The organism is Paludisphaera borealis, from assembly GCF_001956985.1.
Taxonomy (GTDB): Bacteria; Planctomycetota; Planctomycetia; order Isosphaerales; family Isosphaeraceae; genus Paludisphaera; species Paludisphaera borealis.
In genome coordinates this window covers 5290466-5313185 of sequence record NZ_CP019082.1, presented here as the reverse complement: position 1 = coordinate 5313185, position 22720 = coordinate 5290466, and the positions used below count along the sequence as shown (strand labels likewise).

Annotated in this window: 20 protein-coding genes; 11 read left to right on the top strand and 9 right to left on the bottom strand. The window is 66.9% G+C overall.

Going from position 1 to position 22720, the window contains the following annotated elements; genetic code table 11:
* Window positions 1–156: 156 nt before the first annotated feature.
* The 3 genes from BSF38_RS20515 to BSF38_RS20505 all read left to right on the top strand — a co-directional run bounded on the left by BSF38_RS20515 (window position 157) and on the right by BSF38_RS20505 (window position 4426).
* Window positions 157–759 carry a LemA family protein gene (locus BSF38_RS20515; protein WP_076348757.1) on the top strand — a complete coding sequence of 201 codons (603 nt, stop codon included), beginning with the start codon at window positions 157–159 and terminating at the stop codon, window positions 757–759.
* A gap of 296 nt (window positions 760–1055) precedes the next feature.
* A complete protein-coding gene (locus BSF38_RS20510; protein WP_076348755.1) occupies window positions 1056–2963 on the top strand; it encodes an alkaline phosphatase family protein in 1908 nt (635 codons plus the stop codon).
* Window positions 2960–4426: an alkaline phosphatase family protein gene (locus BSF38_RS20505; protein ID WP_076348753.1), complete on the top strand. Its 1467-nt coding sequence runs from the start codon at window positions 2960–2962 to the stop codon at window positions 4424–4426. Before BSF38_RS20510 ends, BSF38_RS20505 begins: the two co-directional genes overlap by 4 nt.
* A 158-nt stretch (window positions 4427–4584) precedes the next feature.
* Here the strand turns inward: BSF38_RS20505 and BSF38_RS20500 are convergent, their stop codons facing one another.
* Complete coding sequence (locus BSF38_RS20500; protein ID WP_076348751.1) at window positions 4585–5070, bottom strand: MaoC family dehydratase; 486 nt, start codon at window positions 5068–5070, stop codon at window positions 4585–4587.
* A gap of 258 nt (window positions 5071–5328) precedes the next feature.
* Between BSF38_RS20500 and BSF38_RS20495 the strand changes: the two genes are divergently transcribed.
* The 4 genes from BSF38_RS20495 to BSF38_RS20480 all read left to right on the top strand — a co-directional run bounded on the left by BSF38_RS20495 (window position 5329) and on the right by BSF38_RS20480 (window position 8531).
* The gene (locus tag BSF38_RS20495) at window positions 5329–5982 is read left to right on the top strand and encodes an ANTAR domain-containing response regulator (protein WP_076348749.1); all 654 of its coding nucleotides are present in this window, start codon (window positions 5329–5331) and stop codon (window positions 5980–5982) included.
* A gap of 284 nt (window positions 5983–6266) precedes the next feature.
* Window positions 6267–6527 carry a hypothetical protein gene (locus BSF38_RS20490; RefSeq protein ID WP_076348747.1) on the top strand — a complete coding sequence of 87 codons (261 nt, stop codon included), beginning with the start codon at window positions 6267–6269 and terminating at the stop codon, window positions 6525–6527.
* Window positions 6528–6638: 111 nt separating this feature from the next.
* The gene (locus BSF38_RS20485; RefSeq protein ID WP_076348745.1) at window positions 6639–7436 is read left to right on the top strand and encodes a sensor histidine kinase; all 798 of its coding nucleotides are present in this window, start codon (window positions 6639–6641) and stop codon (window positions 7434–7436) included.
* Between the two features lie 210 nt (window positions 7437–7646).
* Window positions 7647–8531, top strand: a complete 885-nt coding sequence (locus BSF38_RS20480) for a tetratricopeptide repeat protein (protein WP_076348743.1) — start codon at window positions 7647–7649, stop codon at window positions 8529–8531.
* A 42-nt stretch (window positions 8532–8573) separates the two neighbouring features.
* Here BSF38_RS20480 and BSF38_RS20475 read toward each other — a convergent pair whose 3' ends face one another.
* The 3 genes from BSF38_RS20475 to BSF38_RS20465 form a co-directional block, all read right to left on the bottom strand.
* Window positions 8574–9446, bottom strand: a complete 873-nt coding sequence (locus BSF38_RS20475; protein ID WP_076348741.1) for a fumarylacetoacetate hydrolase family protein — start codon at window positions 9444–9446, stop codon at window positions 8574–8576.
* A 95-nt stretch (window positions 9447–9541) separates the two neighbouring features.
* Window positions 9542–10336, bottom strand: coding sequence for a glucosamine-6-phosphate deaminase (locus BSF38_RS20470; protein ID WP_076348739.1), 795 nt, complete (start codon window positions 10334–10336; stop codon window positions 9542–9544).
* A gap of 110 nt (window positions 10337–10446) precedes the next feature.
* On the bottom strand, window positions 10447–10674 hold the full coding sequence (locus BSF38_RS20465; protein ID WP_076351205.1) for a hypothetical protein: 228 nt from the start codon (window positions 10672–10674) through the stop codon (window positions 10447–10449).
* Between the two features lie 482 nt (window positions 10675–11156).
* Between BSF38_RS20465 and BSF38_RS20460 the strand changes: the two genes are divergently transcribed.
* From BSF38_RS20460 to BSF38_RS31440, 4 genes are all read left to right on the top strand, one after another.
* Window positions 11157–12086: a cytidylate kinase-like family protein gene (locus tag BSF38_RS20460; RefSeq protein ID WP_076348737.1), complete on the top strand. Its 930-nt coding sequence runs from the start codon at window positions 11157–11159 to the stop codon at window positions 12084–12086.
* 103 nt (window positions 12087–12189) lie between these two features.
* Complete coding sequence (locus BSF38_RS20455) at window positions 12190–14157, top strand: IS110 family RNA-guided transposase (protein ID WP_076348735.1); 1968 nt, start codon at window positions 12190–12192, stop codon at window positions 14155–14157.
* A 36-nt stretch (window positions 14158–14193) separates the two neighbouring features.
* Window positions 14194–15024, top strand: a complete 831-nt coding sequence (locus BSF38_RS20450; protein WP_237170542.1) for a DUF1501 domain-containing protein — start codon at window positions 14194–14196, stop codon at window positions 15022–15024.
* 189 nt (window positions 15025–15213) lie between these two features.
* Window positions 15214–15756 (top strand): general stress protein, encoded by a 543-nt coding sequence (locus BSF38_RS31440; protein WP_076348731.1) that lies wholly within the window; start codon window positions 15214–15216, stop codon window positions 15754–15756.
* A gap of 843 nt (window positions 15757–16599) precedes the next feature.
* On the opposite strand, the gene BSF38_RS20440 is transcribed toward BSF38_RS31440, so the two are convergent.
* The 5 genes from BSF38_RS20440 to BSF38_RS20420 form a co-directional block, all read right to left on the bottom strand.
* Window positions 16600–17511, bottom strand: coding sequence for an LpxI family protein (locus BSF38_RS20440; RefSeq protein WP_237170540.1), 912 nt, complete (start codon window positions 17509–17511; stop codon window positions 16600–16602).
* A 39-nt stretch (window positions 17512–17550) separates the two neighbouring features.
* Complete coding sequence (gene lpxD / locus BSF38_RS20435; RefSeq protein WP_083713122.1) at window positions 17551–18675, bottom strand: UDP-3-O-(3-hydroxymyristoyl)glucosamine N-acyltransferase; 1125 nt, start codon at window positions 18673–18675, stop codon at window positions 17551–17553.
* Between the two features lie 262 nt (window positions 18676–18937).
* On the bottom strand, window positions 18938–19654 hold the full coding sequence (locus tag BSF38_RS20430) for an HAD family hydrolase (RefSeq protein ID WP_083713987.1): 717 nt from the start codon (window positions 19652–19654) through the stop codon (window positions 18938–18940).
* Between the two features lie 391 nt (window positions 19655–20045).
* Window positions 20046–21113, bottom strand: coding sequence for a tRNA (adenosine(37)-N6)-threonylcarbamoyltransferase complex transferase subunit TsaD (gene tsaD / locus BSF38_RS20425; RefSeq protein WP_076348727.1), 1068 nt, complete (start codon window positions 21111–21113; stop codon window positions 20046–20048).
* A gap of 117 nt (window positions 21114–21230) precedes the next feature.
* Window positions 21231–22709 (bottom strand): S41 family peptidase, encoded by a 1479-nt coding sequence (locus tag BSF38_RS20420; protein ID WP_076351201.1) that lies wholly within the window; start codon window positions 22707–22709, stop codon window positions 21231–21233.
* Window positions 22710–22720: the final 11 nt, after the last annotated feature.

The following is a 22720-nucleotide window of genomic DNA, read 5'->3' as shown; positions in this document are numbered from 1 at the left end:
GAGCCTGACGACGACCCGAAATCGCGCCGCAAACTCGGCCGGCTCCCCCACAATTCGCGCAATTGAGCGGACTTCCGACTTGAACGCGGGTTGGCCGGGTCGCAAGATCGGAGGACGTCGCGGTCGCGAATCCACCACGAACAAGGAACTGCATCCATGTTTTCGGGAATCACGGGCATTCTGATCGTCGTGGCCGTCGTCGTCGTGCTGGCCCTGGGCTGGGTCGCCGGCGCGTACAACAGCCTGGTCTCGCTCCGCAACCGCTACAAGACGGCTTTCAGCCAGATCGACGTCCAGCTCAAGCGGCGGTACGACCTGATCCCGAATCTGATCGAGACCGCCAAGGGCTACCTGACCCACGAGCGACAGACGCTCGAAGCGGTCGTGCAGGCGCGGAACTCGGCCCTCGCCGCCAGCCGGACCGCCGCCGCCAACCCCGGCGACCCGTCGTCGATGGCCGGGCTGGCCGCCGCCGAAACCCAGCTCAACGGCGTGCTCGGCCGCCTGTTCGCTGTCGCCGAAGCCTACCCAGACCTCAAGGCCAACCAGAACATGCTGGCGCTCCAGCAAGAGCTGAGCGGAACCGAGAACCAGATCGCCGCGACCCGCCAGGTCTTCAACAACGCCGTCATGCAATACAACACCGCCCGCGAGGTCTTCCCCACCAACCTCGTCGCCAACGCGATGGGCTTCGCCCCCTCGCAACTCTTCGAGCTGGAAAGCGACAAGGAACGCGCCGTCCCCGGCGTGTCGTTCTAACACGGAATCGCCTGAAACCGTCGCCTTTCGCGCGCCGTCGACGGCGGGAGGATGGTACACGCCCGAAGCGCCGGCGAGTGAATCGGCGTATGCCCACCGTAGATTCACTCGCTGGCGCTTCGGGCTTGTATTTCGGGCGGCCGACCGCCGAGGGGCGGCGATCCTGGCTGCGCCGCATGAGACGCCCGGCCCTCGCATCCGAGCTTGCCGAGCAACGGGACGGCTGGTAGGCTCAGGGCGCTTGACCCTGGAAAGCCTGGGAAAATGTAACGGCGATCGTCGAAAACAGCCCGGGCATGACTTACCACGGACGCACGGCCGGGCCGAATCTGTTGAAAAACCATAATCTCCGTAAGGTCGTCGTCATCGGTCTCGACGGCCTCGAACCGAGCATCGTCGAGGCGATGCTGGCGGCGGGCGAACTGCCCAACCTGGCGAGGCTCGGCAGCGCCTCCGGCGAGGGCGTCGCGCGGATCGCCACCACGAGCCCCGCGCAGACCCCCGTGGCCTGGTCGACGTTCGCCACCGGCGTCAATCCCGGCGGCCACGGCGTCTTCGACTTCCTCCGCCGCGACCCGGCCCGCTACACCCTCGACAGCGGCCTGAACCATTACGAGCAGAAGAACGCCCTGCTCCCCCCCAAGGCCGTCAACCAGCGCCGGGGGACGACCGTCTGGGATTTGCTCTCGGCGGCCGGAATCCCCTCGACGATCCTCCGATGTCCCTGCACGTACCCGCCCGACCGGCTTCGCGGAACCCTGCTCGCCGGCATGGGCGTCCCCGACCTCCGCGGCGGCTTCGGCACCTCGACCTATTACACGACCGACCCCGCCGCCGCCCCCCGCGAGAGCGAGAACGTCGTCGCGATCGTCGACGACGGCCGAGGCCCGGTCGCCACCCACTTGATCGGCCCGCGCAATCCCCGCTCCCGCGCCGACTGCCATCTCGAAATCCAGCTCGTCCGTGGTCCCGAACCGGACGGCCTGACGATCCGGTCGAACGGCGAACCGCGCGAAATCCAGGTCCGCGAAGGCCAGTGGAGCGGCTGGCTCAAGGTCAAGTTCAAGGTCGGTCCGCTCCAGTCGGTCCATGGGATCGTCCGGTTCCATTTGATCCAGTTTCAGCCCACGATCATCCTCTACGCCTCGCCGGTCAACTTCGACCCCGCCGCCCCGCTGTTCCCGATCAGCTCGCCCCCCGAGTACGCCCGCCAGCTCGCCGGCGAAATCGGCAAGTTCTACACGACCGGGATGGTCGAGGATCACAACGGCCTGATCAACGAGCGGATCTCGGAAGAGGCGTTCCTGGCCCAGTGCGAGGACGCCTGGCGCGAGCGCCGGGCGATGATGGAACACGAGCTGGCGCGGTTCGACTCGGGCCTCTTCTACTGCCTGTTCGACACGCCCGATCGGGTTCAACACATGCTCTGGCGTTTCCGCGAGCCCGAGCACCCGGCCAATCGCGGCCGGCCGCCGGTTCCGGGCCTCGAACGCGGGATCCAAGACCATTACCGACGCGGCGACGAGGTCGTCGGCCAGGTGCTCGACCATTGCGACGACCGCACGCTGCTGATCGTCCTCAGCGATCACGGCTTCAGCAGCTTTCAGCGCCAGTTCCACCTCAACTCGTGGCTCCTCGAACAGGGGCTCCTGGCGCTTCAGCCGGGCCTCGCGCCCGGTCACGAGGCCGGCGACTTCTTGCGGGGGATCGACTGGAGCCGGACGCAGGCCTACGCGATGGGCCTGAGCGGGCTGTACCTGAACCTCCAGGGCCGCGAAGGAAAAGGGATCGTGCGTCCCGACGACGCCGACGCGCTCAAGCGGACGATCGCCGAAAAGCTGACGGGCGTCCGCGACGACGATCGCGGCCGGGTCGCGGTGCGTTCCGCCCTGCCCCGTGAGCAGGTGTATTCGGGACCGTTCGTCGCCGAGGCGCCCGATGTGATCGTCAACTACGCGGCGGGGCATCGGGTGTCGTGGTCGTCGTCGATGGGGGGCGTCGCGGCCGGCTCGCTCCACGAGGACAACACCAAGAAATGGTCCGGCGACCATTGCATCGACCCCGCGCTCGCGCCCGGGGTCCTGTTCATGAACCGGCCGTTCCGCCGCGATTCCGCCCGGTTGGCCGATCTCGCTCCGACGATTCTGGACGCTCTGGGAGTCGCCCGGGGCCCGCTCATGGAAGGGAGTTCGCTCGGAACATGAAAATCCTCGTGATCGGCCTCGACGGCGCCACGCCGGAACTGCTCCTGGGGGACGACCGCCTGTCCACGATTCGGAGCCTCATGGAGATCGGCTGCCACGGCCGGCTGAAGAGCGTCGTCCCCCCCATCACCGTCCCCGCCTGGATGTGCATGGCGACCGGCCAGGACCCCGGCTCGCTGGGCGTCTACGGGTTCCGCAACCGCGTCGACCACTCGTACAAGAATCTCGAGATCGTCGACTCGCGATCGATCACCGCGCCAGCCGTCTGGGACCAGGTGGCGCGCGAGGGGGGCAAGTCGATCCTCATCAGCGTCCCCCCCGGCTACCCCGCGCGCGAGGTGAACGGCATCTCGGTCGGCTGCCTCCTCACGCCCGACACGAGCGAGGGGAACTACACCTATCCGCCTGAAGTCGCCGCGACCATCGAACGGCTGGTCGGCCGCTATCCGGTCGACGTCAAGGATTTTCGGAACACCGACAAGGCCCGCATCCGCGACGACCTCCTCGACATGAGCCGCAAGCAGTTCACCGTTGCGCGGCACTTCCTCGAAAACGAGCCGTGGGACTACTTCCAGTTCGTCGAGATCGGCCTCGACCGCATCCAACACGCCTTCTGGCGGCATCACGACCCCGAGCACGTCCTCCACGAGCCCAACAGCCCGTTCGCCGACGTCGTCCGCGACTACTACCTGCACCTCGACGAGCAGCTCGCGAGCGTCCTCGACTTGCTCTCCGAGGACACGGTCGTCCTGGTCGTCTCCGACCACGGCGCGAAGCGGCTGGACGGCGGCTTCCGCGTCAACGAATGGCTGGTCCGCGAAGGTCTGCTCGCGCTTCATTCGTACCCCGAGCAAGTCACGCCGATGGCGAAGCTCGACGTCGACTGGAGCAAGACGAAGGTCTGGAGTGAGGGAGGCTACCACGCCCGCGTCTTCCTGAACGTCAAGGGGCGCGAGCCCGAGGGGACCATCGAGCCGGCCGACTACGAGCGGTTCCGCGACGAAGTCAAAGCCCGGTTCGAGGCGACCACCGACGCCGAGGGCAAGCCGCTGGGGACGCTCGTCTTCAAGCCCGAGGAAGTCTACCGCGACGTCCGCAACGTCGCGCCCGATTTGATCGTCCACTTCGGCGGCCTGTCGTGGCGGTCGATCGGTGGCGTGGGCTATCCGACGATCCACGCCCGCGAGAACGACGCCGGCCCGGACGACTGCAACCACGCCCAGCACGGCGCGTTCGTCCTGGCGAGTCCGCAACTCGCCCCCATCGGCGAGATCCACGACGCCCACCTGCTGGATATCGCCCCGACGCTCCTCGAACTCGGCGGCTACGCCCCCCTGCCCGACGCGCATGGGAAGTCGCTCGTGGCGGGACGCGGCTCCCAGCCGCCGACCGACGCGGCCGACGCCCCCGACGACGACGAGCTGGTCCGCGAGCGGCTGCGCGGGCTCGGCTACATCGGCTGACGGCCGCCAGTCGATAAAACGCGACCCGCCCACCCCCGGCGCGGGAAAACCGACTCGCAAGGAGATCGGAAAGCTTGATTACGACGGTAGGAAGACGTATGACGGAATAGGGTGAATTTCGCGAGGAACGGAAGAAACGCCGCGCGACGTTCGACCGATCACTCTTGCGGCGTGGAATCACCGTCGGAGACCGACCGCGCCCTCACGAGCGTTTGAGTTCGACCTTCTTGAACGAGTTGATCGTCTTGATTCAGCAACCGTCGATGCCAGGTCACCAGGCCTCGACGCCCCCGCGCCTGCGGCTGGATCGCCTCGATCGTCGAGATCACCCGGAGCGTGTCGCCGAACGCGATCGGCAACAAGAATTTCCATTCGAGAATCGCCAAAAACGCGATTGTGTCCACGCGCGGGGCGTTGCTGGCCAACCCGGCCGCGAGGGCGAGTCCAAGCAGGCCGTGGGCGACGGGTTTGCCGAACGGACCGTTCTTCGACCAGTCGTGATCGACGTGCAACGGGTTGAAGTCGCCCGAGAGCCCGGCGAAGAGGACCACGTCGGTTTCCGTGACGGTTCGCCGGGCGCTTTCCCACTCGTCGCCAACGACGAGATCCGCGAATCCAAGCAGTGTCACACGATGTCGCGTCACGTCGTCCCAACTCCACGTCGTCCCAACACCCTCGATCCACTCCTCGGCGGACGCTCCATGCGTGGGAAATATTGTGGGAAAGCCGGATTCCAAAGTCAACGTCGCGTCGATCGCGGGTCGCGCGCTCAACCCGGCGCTAACCGTTGTGAAAAAGAGCGTCCAAGATTTTCGCGCACGGCCCGAGATTTGAAGTGACTCGCTAGAGACGCTTGCCCTGAGAACTTTCCGTTCGATGACCGAGGGAAGGAAGGAACGGCGATGACTAGGCCTTACCGATTCGTGATCGCGGACGACGAGAAAGCGGTCGCCACGGGTTTGCAGAATCAACTGGAGTCGTTGGGGTACGACGTGATCGCGGTGGTCAACGACGGCCAGCGCGCCGTCGAGATCTGCCGCCGCGCGCTGCCCGACGCCGTGTTCCTGGATATTGAGATGCCCGTCCTCGACGGCCTGGCGGCCGCGCGGCAGATCGCCGACGACCCCGGCACGCCGGTGATCATCATGACGGCGCATGGACATCCCAACCTGATCGACCAGGCCGTCGAGGACGGCGTGATCTCGTACCTGCTCAAGCCGATGACCACCCCGAGCCTGCAAGCGGCCGTCGAGATCGCAATCGCCCGGGCCCGCGAGATCCAGGTTCTGCAAGAAAACGTCGATCACTTGAAGATCACATTGCGCGAGCGCAAGTTGATCGAGCGAGCCAAAGGCATCCTCATGTCTCGCAAAGAGTTGAGTGAGAACGAGGCGTTCCGTTTATTGCAACGGCAGAGCCAGGACCGGCGGATTCCGATGGCTAAGCTCGCCGAGTCGATCATCCAGACCGACGAGCTGTTGGATTCGCCGAGCCAGCCCGTCGGCCCCGCGTCCCGGCCGGTCCGCAGGCCGATGGAGCCGCCGTCGGGCGAATAAGTTGACGCGGGGCGTGGTCCGCGTTAGGCTGGGATTTCGAGGATGCTTGAGGTTTGGAGGATTACCAACCCGGCATCCTTTTCGTCTGAGTCTTCGCTGACCATCTCTCATCGGACGACGGAGCATACGCCTCGGTTCGGGAACGGACGACCGGCCTTCGTTCGACTTTGACTCGGCTCGCCTCGCCCTTCCCATCTGCTCGTCAGTCGCTGAAAAAGATCGTGGTTCGCGCGGTCGCCTCTGCTTTCTTCGGCTCGCTGGCATCATCAAATGAGGAGACGGGCATGCCGATGCAAATCCTGAGCGCGGAGCATTCACGGTTCGAGTTCGGCAGAACGCACCAGGAGCTCGCCCAGTACATCGAAGGGCATGTCAACCGCGCCTCCAACGGACGCATTCGCGACCTGCGCGTCGTCTATTCCGACGATCAGATCGTCCTGGAAGGACGCTCGCGCACCTACCATGCGAAGCAGCTTGCTCATCAGGCCGTCCTCGACCTCACCGACGGACACCCGCTGCTGGCCAACCAGATCGTCGTGTTTTGAATCGCGCACGATCCGGGGAGTCCAACTCCGCGATCGTCGAGGTGAATCCTCGACTGCGATCGTACCCCTCCTCGAGCGCCCGGCTCGGTTCTTCCTGACGACGAGTCTGCCATGGATGCGCATCTCGACCAGCCCCCCCCCTCGCACGCTTCAACGTCCTCGGCCGCGCCGCTCGACATGCGGTTCGACCGCAAGGAGTTGCACACGCTGTTGTGCAGCCTGAGCCACGAGCTTTGCCGGCCGCTGGCTTCGTTGCGCACCGGCTTCGACCTCTTGATCGCCGACGGCCCCGATGCGATCTCTCCCGAGCAAATGGGCCACGTCACGACGATGATGGGACTTTGCGACGAACTGCTCCTCCTCACGCGCAGCTACCTCGATTACGCGGAGGTGGTCCGGGGGGCGCGGACGCCCAGCCTGGGGACGTTCTCGATCGGCGCGATCGTGGGCGAACTCGATCGCCAGTTCGGGCCGGTCGCGCGCAGTCGCGGCCAGGGATGGAAGGCCGTCACCGTCCATCCCGACGCCAAGGTGGTCACCGACGCCTCGCGTTGCCAGCAGGTTTTCGGCAACCTCGTCTCCAACGCGATCAAGTACACCCCGCCGGGCGGGACCATCGCCGTCTCGGCCCGGACCGACGGCGATTCATGGAGCCTGACCGTCGCCGACGACGGCCCGGGCGTCCCCGCCGAGTCGCACGAGCGGATCTTCGAGCCGTTCTTCCGGCTCCCCCGCGACGAGCATTCCAAGACCGAGGGCAACGGATTGGGGCTCTCGATCTGCCGCGAGCTGACCGCGCAGCTTCACGGCCGGATCGTCGTCAAGTCGGAGGTCGACCGTGGCACGTCGATGACCGTCGTCTTCCCCAAACAGCCGCCGGCACCCACGAACGCACTCTCGCCCGCATGAGACCCGGCGTTCCGTCGCTCGGACGCGTCTTGGCCCGGCGACGGCCCCGCCCTTCAGAATGCCCGGGGCAACGACCGATCCCCATTGACCAGGGGTTGGATAGACCGTAGCTTCCGAGTTCGCGTGGGACTCCGCGCCGCGCATATCGAGGCGACGCGGCGGGTGTCAGGCCGGATCGATCAACCCACCCCAGGGAGGGGACGAATCGCCATGCGGCGCGGGGCGTTGATCGTCTTATTAAGTGGCTTGCTGGGTCTGCTGCCGGTGATCTCCGGGTGCGGTTGGACCAACACGCGCCGGCCGAGCTTGAAGGACGTCCCCACTCCTGAGCAGGCCGCCCAGGCGCAGGCCTTCAGCGAGCGCGCGCAGGAGGCCGTCGATCGCGGCGACCTCGAGCTGGCGAAGGTCGAATTGACTCGGCTGGTGGCGATCTCGCCTCGTTCGCCCGAAGGTCACCAGCGGCTCGGCCGGGTGTTCGAACAGCAAAACCGCGTCGACGAGGCCGAGGCCTGCTACAGCCGGGCGTTGCAACTCGATCCCGACTACGTCGGCGCGCTGATCGGCATGGGGCGCGTCGAGGTCTTGCGCGGCAACCCTCAGAGCGCGCTCAAGCGATTCGAGACGGCCATCGAGATCGAGCCGCACGAGGCGACGGCCCACCTGGCGCTGGGCGCGGTGTTCGAATCGCTGGGGAGGACCGGCGAGGCGCAGGCCGCCTACTTCCGCTCGCTGGAGAACGACCCGCTGCTCGGCGAGGCGAGCCGTCGGATCGCCGCGCTCCAGATCGCGCGGAACGAGGCCGACCAGGCCCTGGCTCGACTCGACCAGACGATCGAGCTGGCGCCGGGCGATGCCGAGGCCCTGCTCTTACGAGGCCGCGCGCACCTGGCGTTGCGGCACATCACGCCGGCCATCGTCGACCTCCGCGCCGCCGCCGTCCGCCTCCCCAACCGCCCCGACGTCCACTTCAACCTCGCCCTGGCCCTCGAAGCCGCCAGCCAGCCCGGCGACGCCCTCAAGTCGGCCGAACAGGCGCTCCAACTCGCCCCCGACTACGCCGACGCCCGCGACCTCTCCCAGCGACTGCGACGCTGAGCAAGGCCGGCGGGCGTATGGGATCGGTCAGGCTCGGCTCGCTCAGCCGGCCTTCTTCTCGGCGACGACCGGGTTGCGGAGCACTCCCAGGCCGTCGATCTCGACTTCGACCACGTCGCCCGGCTTGAGCCAGACCTGCGGCTTCCGCGCCATGCCGACGCCCGGCGGCGTGCCGGTGAAGATCAGGTCGCCCGGTTCGAGGGTGACGATCCCCGAGAGGTAGGCGATCAATTGATCGATGGGGAAGATCAGTTGGTTGGTGTTCGAGTTCTGCATCGTCTCGCCGTTGAGCCGGAGCCGGATGCCCAGCTTGTGCGGGTCGGCGACCTCGTCGGCCGTCACCAGCTCGGGGCCGATCGGCGCGAACGTGTCGAACGTCTTGCCGGCCATCCACTGCTTGCCCGGCTTGTTGAGCTGCCAGTCGCGGGCCGAGACGTCGTGCCCCACCGCGTAACCGCCGACGTGCTTCATCGCATGCTCGACCGGGATGAACCGGCCGCCGCGACCCACGACCACGACCAGCTCGGCCTCGTAGTCGACCTCGTTGCTGACCGACGGCAAGACGATCGGGGCCAGGTGGCCGATCAGAGCCGAGGGGTACTTGCTGAACAGGACCGGCTCGGGAGGAACGGGCATGCCGCTCTCTTCGGCGTGATCGCGGTAGTTCAGGCCGATGCAGATGATCTTTTGCGGATCGGGAACCGGCGCCAGCAGCCGAGACGTAGCCGGATCATACGACGTCTTCCCCTGCTCGACCGCGGCCTTCGCCTCGCGCTGACCGTCGGCGTCCAGGGCCAGCAGCCCTCGAACGGTCGACGGCAGCCGGGAATCGGCCGCGTTCACGTCCACGTATCGACCCTGCCAAACACCGCAGGCTCGCGGGCCCTGCTCGGTAGCGACTGTCACCCAGCGCACGTCGTTGCTCCTTGGTTGCCGTATCAAAAAAATCGGCCCGACCCGTTGCGGTCGAGTCCGGTCACGTCCCCAGTCTACCCGCTAACCAGGCGGAATCAGAGGACCAGCCGGGCCGCCTCGCGATCGAGGTAGAGCCGCGCGCCGGGATGCCCGCGCAGGGCCGTCGCGGGGCAGGCCTCGCCGATCGGTCCGCGAAGGGTTTCGAGCACCGCGTTCGCCTTGCGAGGGCCGAGCACCACCACGGAGACCACCGGCGCGCTGAGCAAGGCGGGGACGGTCAGCGTGTAGGCGTGCGTCGGCACCTCGTCGATGTGATCGAAGCAGCCGTCGTTGACCTGCTGGACCCGGCAGGCCTGATCGAGCCGCACGACCTTGATCACGAGAGGGTCGTGGAAGTCGGCCACGGGCGGGTCGTTGAACGCCAGGTGGCCGTTCTCGCCGATCCCCGCGCAAACGACGTCGGTGGGCTCGGCGAGCAGCCGGTCTTCATATTCGAGGCAGGTTCGGAGCGGTCGCTCGGCGCGCTCGCCGGGGATCAGGCGGAGCCGGTCGGCGTCGAGGTCGACGAGCCGGAACAGATGTTCCTGAAGGTAGCGGCGGAACGACGCGGGGTGGTCGGCGGGGAGCCCCAAGTACTCGTCCATGTGGAAGCCGACGACCCGCGACCAGTCGACTTGCGTGCTGGCCACGAGCCCCGCGAGGAACTCGTTCTGGCTCGGTGCCGCGGCGAAGACGACGTTAGCCTTGCCGGCGGCTTTCTGGCGGTTGTGGATCGCCAGGCCGACGGCCTGGGCCGCCGCCTTGCCGGCCTGCCCCCGGTCCTCATAAACGAGGACCTGAAGCGCATCGATGGTGAAACGGGCGATCGGCTGCGGATCGGGAGGCGTCATGGGCGGAACCTGATGGATCAGGGGATCGGTCGATTCGGGGCGGCCTCCGATTCGAGGCCGAGCCGCCGAAGCTGAAACATAGCCGAACCGATCCCCGTCCGCCAGCGTTCTCAGGACATGACCAGGCCGCGGACGTTCTCGTGAGCCGACCGCGAGCGATCGGGCACGCCCTGAAGCTCCGCGCAGAGCTTCTGGCACTCGACCAGGTCGCCGAGCAGCGATTCGGTCAGGAAGGCCTCGGTCGGGCCGTCGCCCGCCCATTGAAGCTGGTCGTGGCACTGCGACATGTGTTCGAGCAAATCCTTCATCCACAAGAGTGTGTGTCGCCGATTTCTCATCGTGGAGTCGTCCTCATCCAGGTCCATGATTCGGATTGGTAAGCCAGGTTCCCATCGGGAGACGGCCGCGTCACTCGGCCTTCTCAGTCGAAACGGCTCATAGGGCAAAGCGTGTGCCATCGCCGAAACTCGCCCCGCGCCGACGGCCGAACTCCAAGCAAGTCCCGAACTTGAGCGAAAATCGACAATCTTCGTGGATTCTCGACCCCAAGCCGGAAGCGATGTAAACTTTACACAGCGAAAGTCGTCGCCGGCCCTCGAAATACAAGCCCGAAGCGCCAGCGAGAGAAGGGTTCACGTCGCCGAGGTCGACCGTGACGCGCGCCAGCGATCCCCTCGCTGGCGCTTCGGGCTTGTATTCGGGTCCAAGCGACGCGCACCGCGAACGCCCAAACCCGGCGATCGAATGGGCCGACGACTTTTCAAAGGCCCGCCGAGCCTCTAGAGTGGCAAGAGAACCGTCCCCCCGAGGAGGAAGATGCATGGGCGCGTGGGAACCGTTCTCGATCTCGACTTCGGAAGCGGAGGAGCGGAACTGGGGCGGCCTCCGGGAATGGCCCAAGTCCGTCGTGCGCTGGCTGTTCGGCTGGGGCGACGACGAGCGCGAGCTGCCGCTCTCGACCGGGTCGTCGGCCCGATTCCAGAACATCTGCATCAGCCGCGAGGCCGGCGCAGGCGGCGGCGCGATCGCCCGGCTGCTCGGCCAGCGACTGGGCTGGAAGGTCTTCGACCATGAGCTGCTCGAAGCCATCGCCCACCGCATGGAACTGCCGATCGACGACGTCCGCACCTTCGACGAGCTGGCGCCGAGCGTCATCCAGGACTGGCTGCTGCCGCTCCGCGAGGAGCACTACGCGCCCCAGGAAGCGTACCTCGACCATCTAGCCAAGCTGATCGAAGCCATCGGCCGCGCCGGGCAATCGGTGCTCGTCGGCCGCGGCGCGGGGTTTCTGCTCCCTCGCGAGACGACGCTGTCGGTGCGGATCATCGCCCCGCTCCGCGCCCGGTCGCTCCGCCTGGCCGAGCGGATGGGGGTCTCGGTGCGAACCGCGCGGCGAGCCGCCAAGGACCTCGACGCCCGCCGCGCCACGTTCGATCGCACGATGCACCGGATGAGTTCCAGCGACCCGCACAACTACGACATCGTCCTCGACTCGCACAGCCTCGGCCTCGAAATCGCCGCCGAGGTCGTCTTCCGCGCCGTCGACGCCGGCCGTCCCGCTTCCCCCAAGGCCGTCAGCCCGCTCGGCCCCGCTTCCTGGACCATTTCCGGCCCCGGCGCGTCGTCCCAGCCCCCGACCTCTCTCCCGATCTCCCCCCGTCCCCAACCATCCCCCGCGCCGACGCCCCCGCCGATCACCGGCGCCCCCGGCCCGACGCTCGCCCCCGACGCCTTCGAACGGCCCGTGTAGCACGGATCGAGGCCATTCGACGCTTGCTCGCCGCGCGGCCGTCGAGTAGAGTCTCGTGGGCGTTCAACAATTATCCATCAAGTAAGACGTTGGAGTCGTCGCGATGCTCAACCTGACAGCGACCGGCGGCCGGTTGTGTGAGGGCTTGCGACGGCGCGACATCCTCCGGATCGGCAGTCTCGGGGCGCTCGGCGCGGGGCTCGGCTTGCCCGAGCTACTGGCCAGCGGCGGGACGACGCCGGGACGGGCGCGATCGTGCATCGTCGTCTTCCTCAACGGCGGCCCGGCGCAGCATTCGACGTGGGACCCCAAGCCCGACGCCCCCGAGGCGGTTCGCGGGGCGTTCAAGCCGATCGCCACGACCGTCCCGGGCCTGCTCGTGGGCGAGCTGATGCCGAAGCTGGCCGAGGTGGCCGACAAGCTTTGCGTGCTCCGGGCCGTCTCGACGCGGGACACCGGCCATTCGTCCAGCGGCTACTACATGCTGACCGGCCGCCCACACACGCCGCCGAACGTCGAGGGGGTCTCGCCGGGCCCGCCCAACGATGCGCCGGTGCTGGGGGCGATCGTTAACAAGCTCAGCACGCCGAGAGGCGGACTGCCCGCGACCGTGACGCTCCCCCAGCGGATCTTCAACACCGGAGGAACGGTCATGAGCCTTTGGCTCAACCCGTCCCATGAAAATGGGGTCGGGTTGGGTTATGCTGCGGATGTCCGGCCCTGGGCGAGAGGCCGTCATTGGCTTTGGTGTCGCGAACCCGCGAAGGAACTTGGTCCCGGCCTCGGCTCGACTTCACGTCGAACCCCGTCCTGTCGCCCCCCGGAAGCGGGGGAGCACGTAGAAGAAACTGCTTTACGCCCCGAGGTCGTCCCACCGGCTCGGACTGCTTCGTTTCCGACCACTCGAGTTGGAGGGGACGTCATGGACATCGTTCACGATCGCTGCGCCGGGCTCGACGTCCACAAGAAGACCGTCGTCGCCTGCGTCCGCCACATCAACCCCGACGGCTCGGTCGCCTCGGTGGTCCACACCTTCGGCACGATGACCGCCGACCTGCTGGCCCTGGCCGACTGGCTCGACGCCCACGGCGTCCGCGAGGTCGCCATGGAGAGCACGGGCGTCTACTGGAAGCCGATCTTCCACATCCTGGAAGGGCGATTCGACGTGATGCTGGTCAACGCCGGGCGGCTCAAGCAGGTCCCCGGCCGCAAGACCGACGTCAAGGACGCCGAGTGGATCGCCCAGTTGCTCCAGCACGGCCTGCTGTCGCCCAGCTTCATCCCCAAGCCGGAGATCCGCGAGCTTCGCGACCTGACCCGGCAGCGCACCGAGTTGGTCCGCGACCGCGCCGCGGTGGCCAATCGCCTCCAGAAGACGCTGGAGGACGCCAACGTCAAGCTGGGGTCGGTGGCCAGCGACGTCCTGGGGGCCTCGGGGCGCGCCATGATCCGGGCGATCATCGACGGCCAGGACGACCCGGAGAAGCTGGCCGATCTGGCCAAGCAGCGGCTCCGGGGCAAGATCCCCGAGCTGAGGCGGGCGCTGTTGGGCCGGGTCACCGACCACCACCGCTTCGTGCTCCGGCTGCTGACGGATCAGATCGACGCGTTGGAACGCCTGATCGAGCGGCTGGACGAGCGGATCGACGAGGCCATGAGGCCGTTCGACGAGGCGGCGGGCCGGCTCCAGGGGATCCCCGGAGTGGGGGATCGGGCGGCGGAGGTGATCGTGGGGGAGATCGGGCCGGACGTGGAGTCGTTCCCGACCGCGGGCCACCTCTGCTCCTGGGCGGGGCTGTGCCCGGGCAACGACCAAAGCGCCGGCAAACGCCGCAGCGGCAAGACGACCAAGGGGAGTCCGTGGCTGCGTTCGCTCCTGGTGCAGTCGGCGTGGTCGGCCAGCCACGCCAAGAACACCGCCTTCAGCATCTGCTACCGTCGATGGGTCCCACGACTCGGGAAAAAGAAGGCTCTGATCGCCGTGGCGCACAAGATCCTGGTGGTGATCTGGCACCTGCTCAAGAACGGGGCCGACTACCGCGAACGCCAACTACCAGCCCCTGCAGCCTGACACATGGCCCGGAAGATTTTCAGAAGAACCCAGTGGTTGGGGCAGGACGCCGGGTTCCTCGGCCGGTCGGCCGACCCCTGGTTCCTCAACGCCGAGATCACGCCGAGCGGCTACCGCGTCGGTGAGATCAACCTACCCGACGGCCTGGCCATCGAGCGCGTCGAGTCCCGGCGAGCCCTCGGCGAGCAAATCGCCCGCCGCCTGGCGTTCCTCGACCACGACGCGACCTCCTCGGCCCTCGACTCACAGACCCGGCAGGCGTTCGACTTGCTCCGCTCGTCCGAGGCGCGGACAGCGTTCCGCCTGGAAGAAGAACCGGACGCGGTCCACGACCGCTACGGCCGGACGCCGATCGGCCAGGGGTGCCTGTTCGCCCGCCGGCTGGTTGAAGCGGGTGTGCGGTTGGTCCAGGTGAACTGGTATCGCGGCGTCGACGAACCGCCGACGTTCCCCGTATGGGACACTCACGCCGACGAGACCAACCGGCTGAAAGACGTCCTCGTGCCGCCGACCGACCGCGCCCTCGCCGCGCTGATCGCCGACCTGAACGGCCGGGGGATGCTCGACGAGACCCTGGTCGTCTGCATGGCCGAGTTCGGCCGCACGCCACAGCTCATCGGCGGCGGTCGGAGCCACTGGGGAGCGGTTTTCTCCGTGGCGATGGCCGGCGGCGGCGTCCGCGGCGGCCAGGTCTACGGCGCGTCCGACCGATACGCCGCCTACCCCAAGGAAGGCCGCGTCACCCCCGAAGACCTGCACGCGACGATCCTCCACCAACTCGGGATCGACCCCCACCTCGAGATCTTCGACAACCTCGGCCGCCCCCACCCCGCCAGCCGCGGCGAAGTCGTCCAGGCCATCCTGTAACCCCCCGGCTCGTAACCCCTTGCCGACTATGCGGCGAATTCACCTCTCGCCAGTCACGTGCGTCGCCATATCGTGACAAACGAAACACGCAGGCTCGCATGCGGTTTCCGTCGGTGATTCTGGACTCTCGTCTCTTTCATGCCTCATACTTGGAAGGGATGATTAAGAGAATTTCAGGGAGTTCCCATCATGAGCCAGGTCGATCAACCGATTACCTTTAACGTCGTTGCGGTCTACCCCGACCACGAGTCCGTGGAGCGCGCGATGAGTCGCCTTCACGCGGACGGGTTCGAGATGCGCGACCTGTCGATCGTCGGCCGCGACTTCCGGGTGAACGAGGAGGAGTCGGCCGAGCCCATGACGATGAGCGACTACGCCACGACGGGCGCCGAGTTCGGGGCCGTGGTCGGCGGCCTCTTCGGTCTTTGCGTCGGCATGGCGTTTTTGATCCTGCCGGGCCTGGGGCCGGTGGTGGTGGCCGGGCCGATCGCCGCGGCGCTGGCCGGCGGCGCGGAAGGCTCGCTCGCCGGTGCCTCCCTGGGCGCGCTGGTCGGCGCCCTCGTCGGCTGGGGGGTTCCCCATGACCGCGCCCTGGAGTACCGCGACCATGTCAAGAGCGGCAAGTACCTCGTCCTCGCCCGCGGCGATGCCACGAAGATCGAGCACGCCAGGGCCGTACTCCACCACGAAGCCCTCGAACACGAGAAACACGAGGCTTTCGCACACCCCTGATCGCCGGCCGCCGTCTTCCGGACCGCCACCGCTTCGATATTTTCAACAGGATGGGCACCGCCTCGGCGGCATGACCGATTGCCCTGAGAACAAACCCGCGAGAGCATCCCCGAATACGAGCCCGAAGCGCCAGCGAGTGCATCGATTCGAATGGCCGACCGGAAATTCACTCGCTGACGCTTTGGGCTCGTATCCGGACCCGGATCTGCATCGCATTTTCATGAAGCCGGGCCCCCCCACGGGGTCATGACGGCTTGCATTTTTGTATTCCAGGGGCTCGGAATAGGTGTCGGGCGCTCAGCGCGTTCGCAACCCGACACCCGGTGGCGAACTCGACGTTCAAAAACGGCGACTCGTCGTAAGTTAACAAGGGAATCCCTGCGATTCCCCGACATGCTCCTTGGAAATTCGGTTGCAGACCAGAACGCTCGCTCGGAGTCCGGAGGCGGGATGCCGCGGACGAAAAAACGCGCGAACGGACCCAATTTCCGAGAGGGCGGAATCGCCCCGTCGCGACGAGGACAGCGGCGAACCGAAGTCGCCGAGACCAGGGGGCGAACCGGTGAACCATGGACGATCGGCGGTGTCGAAAGCGGGTCTTTCGAGCCGAACGAAGCCAAACAGGAAGTCGCGGGCAATTGCCATATGCCAAACGACTTAGGTTGACCATGACATCCAACGGCGACCCGCGATCGAACCCAATTTCGCAGTCGGCGTCGGGTCACCCGAAGGGGCGTCGCCGGGTCGGGGGAAAGGGCGAAAAGCAGACGAATGGACCCAATCGGCTAGGGCCGTTCGGGCGCGTCGGCGCGGTCGTTTCAGGGCGAACGAAGCCAATCGCGATCAGGCGGCGAAGCCGTCCTCGACGGCGATGATCGCGATGCCGTAGCGTTCGGCGAGGGCGACGACTTCGGGCTGGTCGATGACGATCGTCCGGCCGGCCTCAATGGCCAGGACCCGAGCGCCGGCTTTGTGGAGGTTTTCGATGGTCGTCGTGCCGATTGTAGGGACGTCGAACCGCATGTCTTGCTGCGGCTTGGCGACCTTGACAAGCGTCCAGCCGCCGGCCCGGCAAAGCTGCCCTGCGCGTTCGATGCAGCGGTCGGTCCCCTCGATGGCCTCGATCGCCAGGGTGGCCTTCTCCTTGACCGCGACCGACTGACCGACGTCGAGCCGGCCCATCTCCTTGGCCATGAGCCAGCCGAACTCGATGTCCTTGCGCTCCGCGTCCGACGGGCCGCGGCGGGTGAGGATTCCGTCTTTCACGAGCAGCTCCGGGCAATAGTCGAGGGCCGAGGCGAACGTCATCCCGTCTCGCTCGAACTCGGCGATCACGGACAGCAAGAGCGAGTCGTCGCGGTTGTCGGCCCGGCTGCGGCGGTGCCACCACTGGATCGTCCGGAGGTCGGGCCAGAGCTGGACGACGCGCCAGGGGGTGTAGATAACGTTCTTCGTAACCTTGCCCGCCATCACGATTTGCTTCGCGCCGCGGCGGCGGAAGGTGCGGATCATCCGCCCCATCCGAGCGACGCTGACGATGTCGAAGGACGTGCACAGCTCCCTCAGCTCGTCGGACGCCTCGTACTGGATGCCGACGCAGGCCACGGCCAGCCCCTGCCGTCGCGCGGCCTCGGCGAAGAGGATCGGAAACCGGCCGCTGCCGGCCAGCAGGCCGATCGTCGGCGTGCTGGGCGCGAGGCTCCCCGGCCGGGTGCTTCTCCTCCTGTCGGCGATCGTTTGCTGGAGCGGCGACACGTCCTGTCTTCCTCGTTCCAAGAAGGGATTGAAATGCGATCAGAATCCGGTGGGGTCGACGTCGTGGTCATGGTCATGGTCGACGTCCCCCACGGTTCCGTCGTGATTCGGGCTCAGCGGAACAACAGCCGAGATCGCCTCGATCTGGGCGGAAAGTTCTCGGAGCTGACGATGCATCTCGGGCAGCCGGGCGATCATCTGGAACAATCGGCGCTGTTCGCGGACCGGGATGGCCGGCGACCCGAGCACCTGCTGGCCGCTGGGGATGTTCCGATGCACGCCGGCCTGAGCGCCGACGATCGCGCCGTCGCCGATCTGGGTCTTGTCCTTGATCCCAGCCTGACCGGCCATCACCACGTAGTCGCCGGTCGTGCAGCTTCCGGCGATGCCGACCTGACCGCACAGCAGGTTATGCCGGCCGATCTGGTTGTTGTGGCCGATCATCACGAGGTTGTCGATCTTCGTCCCCTCGCCGATCCGGGTCGCCTCGAACGTAGCGCGATCGATTGTGCAGTTGGCGCCGATTTCGACGTCATTGCCGATTTCAAGCTTGCCGGTATGGGGGATTTTCACGTGCCGACCGTTCGCCTGACGATAGCCGAAGCCGTCGCCGCCGAGCACGGTGCCGGCGTGGACTTCCACCCGGTCTTCGAGCGTCACGTCGGCGTAGAGGACCGCGTTGGGGTGGATCATGCAGTCCCGGCCGATCCGACAGCGATCGCCGATCACCGCGCCGGGGTGGATCGTCGAGCCGTCGGCGACGACCGCCTGATCCCCCACGTACGCGAACGGATAGATGGCGACGTCCCGGCCGATCGTGGCGGTCGGAGCCACCCAGGCCTGTGGGTGCACGCCCGTCCACCGAGGCTTTTGTTCCCCGGAGAGGTGCGTGCGGACCATGATGAACGCCGCGATCGGGTCATCGACTTCGATGACCGGCAAGTCGTCCTTGACCGTCGGACGTTTGACACGGAAATGGGGACCGACGATCGCGGCCGAAGCCGGCGACGTCCGAAGCAGCTTGGCATAGCGGTCGTTCTCGATAAACGTGATGTCGCCGGGTCCCGCCTCGCTCACCGGTCGTGCCGAGTGGATCGAGACCTTCCCATCGCCGACGAGACGACCGCTGACCAAGGCCGCGAGCTGTTCGACCGTTGCGACCACTGGCGATTCCTTTCTTCCCTGAAAGGAGCAGACCAGAACCGAGGTGACGAATGCGCTGAGGTCAGTCTCTAGTCCAGTCCGGTCTTGATTCGGTTCAGTTTGGACTCGCGATCCGTCACCGGCCTTCCTGGCCAGTCGGGAATCTAATCCAACTCGGCGTGACAGGCAAGCCGAGTCGAGCCCCAGCCGAGCGCCATCCCCTCCGGACGGCATCGCGGAATCGCCTCCACTCCCGTCCATCGTCAAACCGGGCCCCCGAACTTCAAGCTTCCGCCGCGCGAAGCTCAACCACCAGCGTCAGGGTCGAAACATGCATCACGTCTTCGGGAACCTCGTGCCCCCGGTCGAGATAGACGGCCGAAAGGCCCGCCCGGATCGCGCCGTAGACGTCGTTTTCGAGGTCGTCGCCGACCGACAAGATCCGCTCGGGAGGGAGTCCCAGACGCTCGCACACCGCCTCAAAAAACGACCCATGTGGCTTACGGAAACCGACTTCCGACGACACGACCAGGCCGTCGACCATCGCCGCCAGCTCGGGGAGGCCGGCGACCACCTGGCGGAGTCGGCCGTCGAAATTGGAGCCGATGCAGACCTCCATCCCGGCTTCGTGAAACGCCCGCAGGGCGGGCACGGCGTCGGGAAAACAGCGCCACGATTCAGGACGGCCGAAATGGTCCCAAAGTTCGTCGAAAGCCCGCTCGGGATCGGGAACCTCGGGCAAGACCTGGGCGACGATTTCGCGCCAACGCCGCCGCTCGATCCCCTCGTCGGTCGAGTGGATTCCCCGATCCGCTCGAATCGCGTCGTCGCGGAAGGTCCGCTGGAACCGCCGTCGGACGTCCTCGCGATCCAACACCACCCCCTGGCGCAAGGCCGCCTCAGTGTAGGCGTCGGCCACGGCGGGCGTCGGTTTGATTAAAGTCCCCACGGCGTCGAGGACGATCCCCTCGATAAGGTCCCATTTCGGTTGCTTGCTCATCGGCGTCCACTTGGTTTGCAGCACAGTTGAATTCGGGGAAGACACGACGATTCGCCCCCCCTGGACCGCACCCGGCCCCCCAGCCTTTTAGCAATCTGGGCAAGCCTCACAGATATTGTGGGCCCAAAACCGGGTCCGGGGAAGATTGATCTTCGTTGAGTGACCCCCTCCCTTCCCGTTTTTCACCAGGAATCGAGCCCATGCACCCCACGCGCCCGCGTCCGAGTGGCTTTTACCAGGGGCCGCACTCCACCATCCCGTCGACGCAGACCCAGGCGCTCGACCGGCGGCACACCCTCGACGAGCAGCAACGGGCCTACCAAGGCACGCACGAGTCGCTGCGCCCGTCCGAACCCCGCCGTCGGCCGCCGTCTTGAGATAAGTCGGTGGATCAGGTCTTCTTGCCCGGTCGGACCAGGCCAGCGGCGACGTCGACGTCCAGGTCCGACGTCTGGCCGGCGGCGAGCTTGATCAGGGCGATCCCAGCCATCGCGGCGTTGTCGGTGCAGAGCGACGCCGGCGGAATAAACGTCTGAACACCGATCCTGTCGGCCATCTCGGCGAGCCGCTGGCGGAACCGGGCGTTGGCCGCCACTCCGCCGCCGACCCCCAGGCGCTTCAGGCCGGTCTGCTTGAGGGCCTGGCGGGTCTTGGCGACGAGGACGTCGACCACGGCCTCCTGAAAGCTCGCCGCCAGGTCGGGGATCGCGGCCGGCGACGGCTGGACGGGGCCCCGCTCCTGGTTCGGCCCCCGGATCGCATAAAGGACGGCCGTTTTGAGTCCAGAGAAGCTGAAGGCCAGCCGGTCGTCGTGGAGGAACGAGCGAGGGAAGGCGTAAGCCCTTGGATTGCCGGCCTTTGCGGCACGTTCGACCTCGGGGCCGCCGGGGTAGCCCAGGCCTAGTAGGCTGGCGACCTTGTCGAAGGCCTCGCCGGCCGCGTCGTCGACCGTGCCCCCCAGCAGCTCGCAGTCCAGCGGTCCCCGGCAGTGGTAGAGGCTCGTATGCCCCCCGGAGACCACCAGCCCGACGCACGGGAAGACCTGGCGGTCGGGGAAGGCGAGCTGGCAGGCGTACAGGTGCCCCTCAAGATGATCAACGGCGATCAGCGGGACGTCCAGGGCCAGGGCGAGCGCCTTGGCCGCCGTGAGGCCGACGACGAGCGCCCCCACGAGCCCCGGGCGGGTCGCGACGGCGACCGCGCCGAGGTCGGCGAGCCCGACGCCGGCGCGTCGCAGGGCCTCGTCGATCATCGGCAAGACCTGGGTCACATGAGCCCGCGAGGCGATCTCGGGCACCACCCCGCCGAACCGCTTATGGAGCCCGATCTGCGACGACACCACGCTGGAGAGGATGCGGGGCACGCCCTCGGCCGGCGGCTTCGGGCCTTCGAGGATCGCGGCCCCGGTCTCGTCGCAGGTGGTCTCGATGGCGAGCAGGAGCAGGCGGTCGGGGGGCATGATCGATACCGGAGAGAGGCGAGGCCGGCGGCCTCCGGAAACAGCCGTGGCGAGGTCACGCGACCTCGCCACGACGGGGATGGAACGGGTTGTGAGAACCGGGCCGAGGCTCCGGGGTCAGGCCGCCTTCGCCTTGGCCTCTTCGGCCGGAGCGGGCGCGGCGAGCTTGGCCTTGAGGACTTCAAGGGCCTTGTCGACGACCTTGTCCACGAACTTATGGCTGTCGGCGGCGGGCGCGACGACCTTCAGCGGGGGCGCGGGCTTGGTCGGATCGGCGGGGGGCTTGTCTTTCTTCTCGACGTCCTTGGACTCGGCCTTGTCCTTGTTGTCCTGGGCCTTCTCGGCGTCGGACTTGGCCTCGACGTGCTTCTTCGGGTTGAGCTTGGCCAGCTCGGGGAGGTCGCGGGTGCGACGGCCCCGGAACCATTCGATGTACTCGGTCGGCTTGAGCTTGACCTCCATGCCCGGGTCGGGCGAGACGCCCCACTTGTCGGTCGTCTTGGAGTCGCGAAACCGGTGGATGTTCTCGCCGGACGGCCGGAAGTAGCTGGCGACGGTCAGCTTGAGGACGCTGTCGCCGTCTTCGAGTTCGAGGATGTTCTGCACCGACCCCTTGCCGTAGCTCCGCTGGCCGACGATCGTCGCCCGCTTGTGGTCCTGGAGCGCCGCGGAGACGATCTCGGAAGCCGACGCCGAGTTCTGGTTGACCAGCACGACCATCGGCAGGTCTTCATACGTGCTGTCTTTCTGGGCGGTGTAGGTCTTGGGGATCGTGTTCCGTCCCTTGGTGCTGACGATGTCCCCCTTGTCGAGGAACGTGTCGGACACCTCGACCGCGGCGCTCAGCAGGCCGCCGGGGTTGTCGCGAAGGTCGAGGATCAGGGCCTTGGCGTCCTGGTCCTTCAACTCGTCGAGCGCCTTACGGAGTTCTTCGGCGGTGTTCTGGATGAACGACGAGATCCGGATATAGCCGATCTTCTTGTCCTTGTCGATCATATAGTCCCACCGGCCGTTCTTCTCGCGGTGGTCGCCCAGGACGCTGGGGACTTCGATGATCGCGCGGGTGAGCTTGATCGGTTCGGGCTGCTCGCTCCCCTCGTGCAGGACGTCGAGCGTGACCTCGGTGCCGGGACGGCCGGTGAGCACTTCGACGGCCTTGTCGGGGCTCATCCCCTCGGTCGAATGGCCGTCGATGTCCATGATCAGGTCGCCGGCCATCACCCCCGCCTCATAGGCCGGGGTGCCGACCATCGGCGAGATCACCCGCAGCCGGCCGGCGTCGTTGTCGAGGCCGACCTGGATGCCGATGCCGCCGAACTTGCCCTCGATCTGCTTGCGGAACTGCTTCCATTCGCTCGTGTTGATGAACGAGGAATGCTGGTCGAGGTTCTGGAGCATCCCTTCGAGGGCGCTCTCCAGCAGCTCGCGGCGCGTGACGGGACGCACGTAGTTGGCTTCGACCTTCTCGACGGCGTCGACGAACAACCCGTACAGCTCGAGCATCTCGTCCTTGGGTTTGGCGCCCTGCGTCGCCTGCCAGCAGAAGGCGCTCAACGCGGCGACCACGGCCAGGCCAAAATAGATCCGTCTCGGCATCGGCGAGCCTC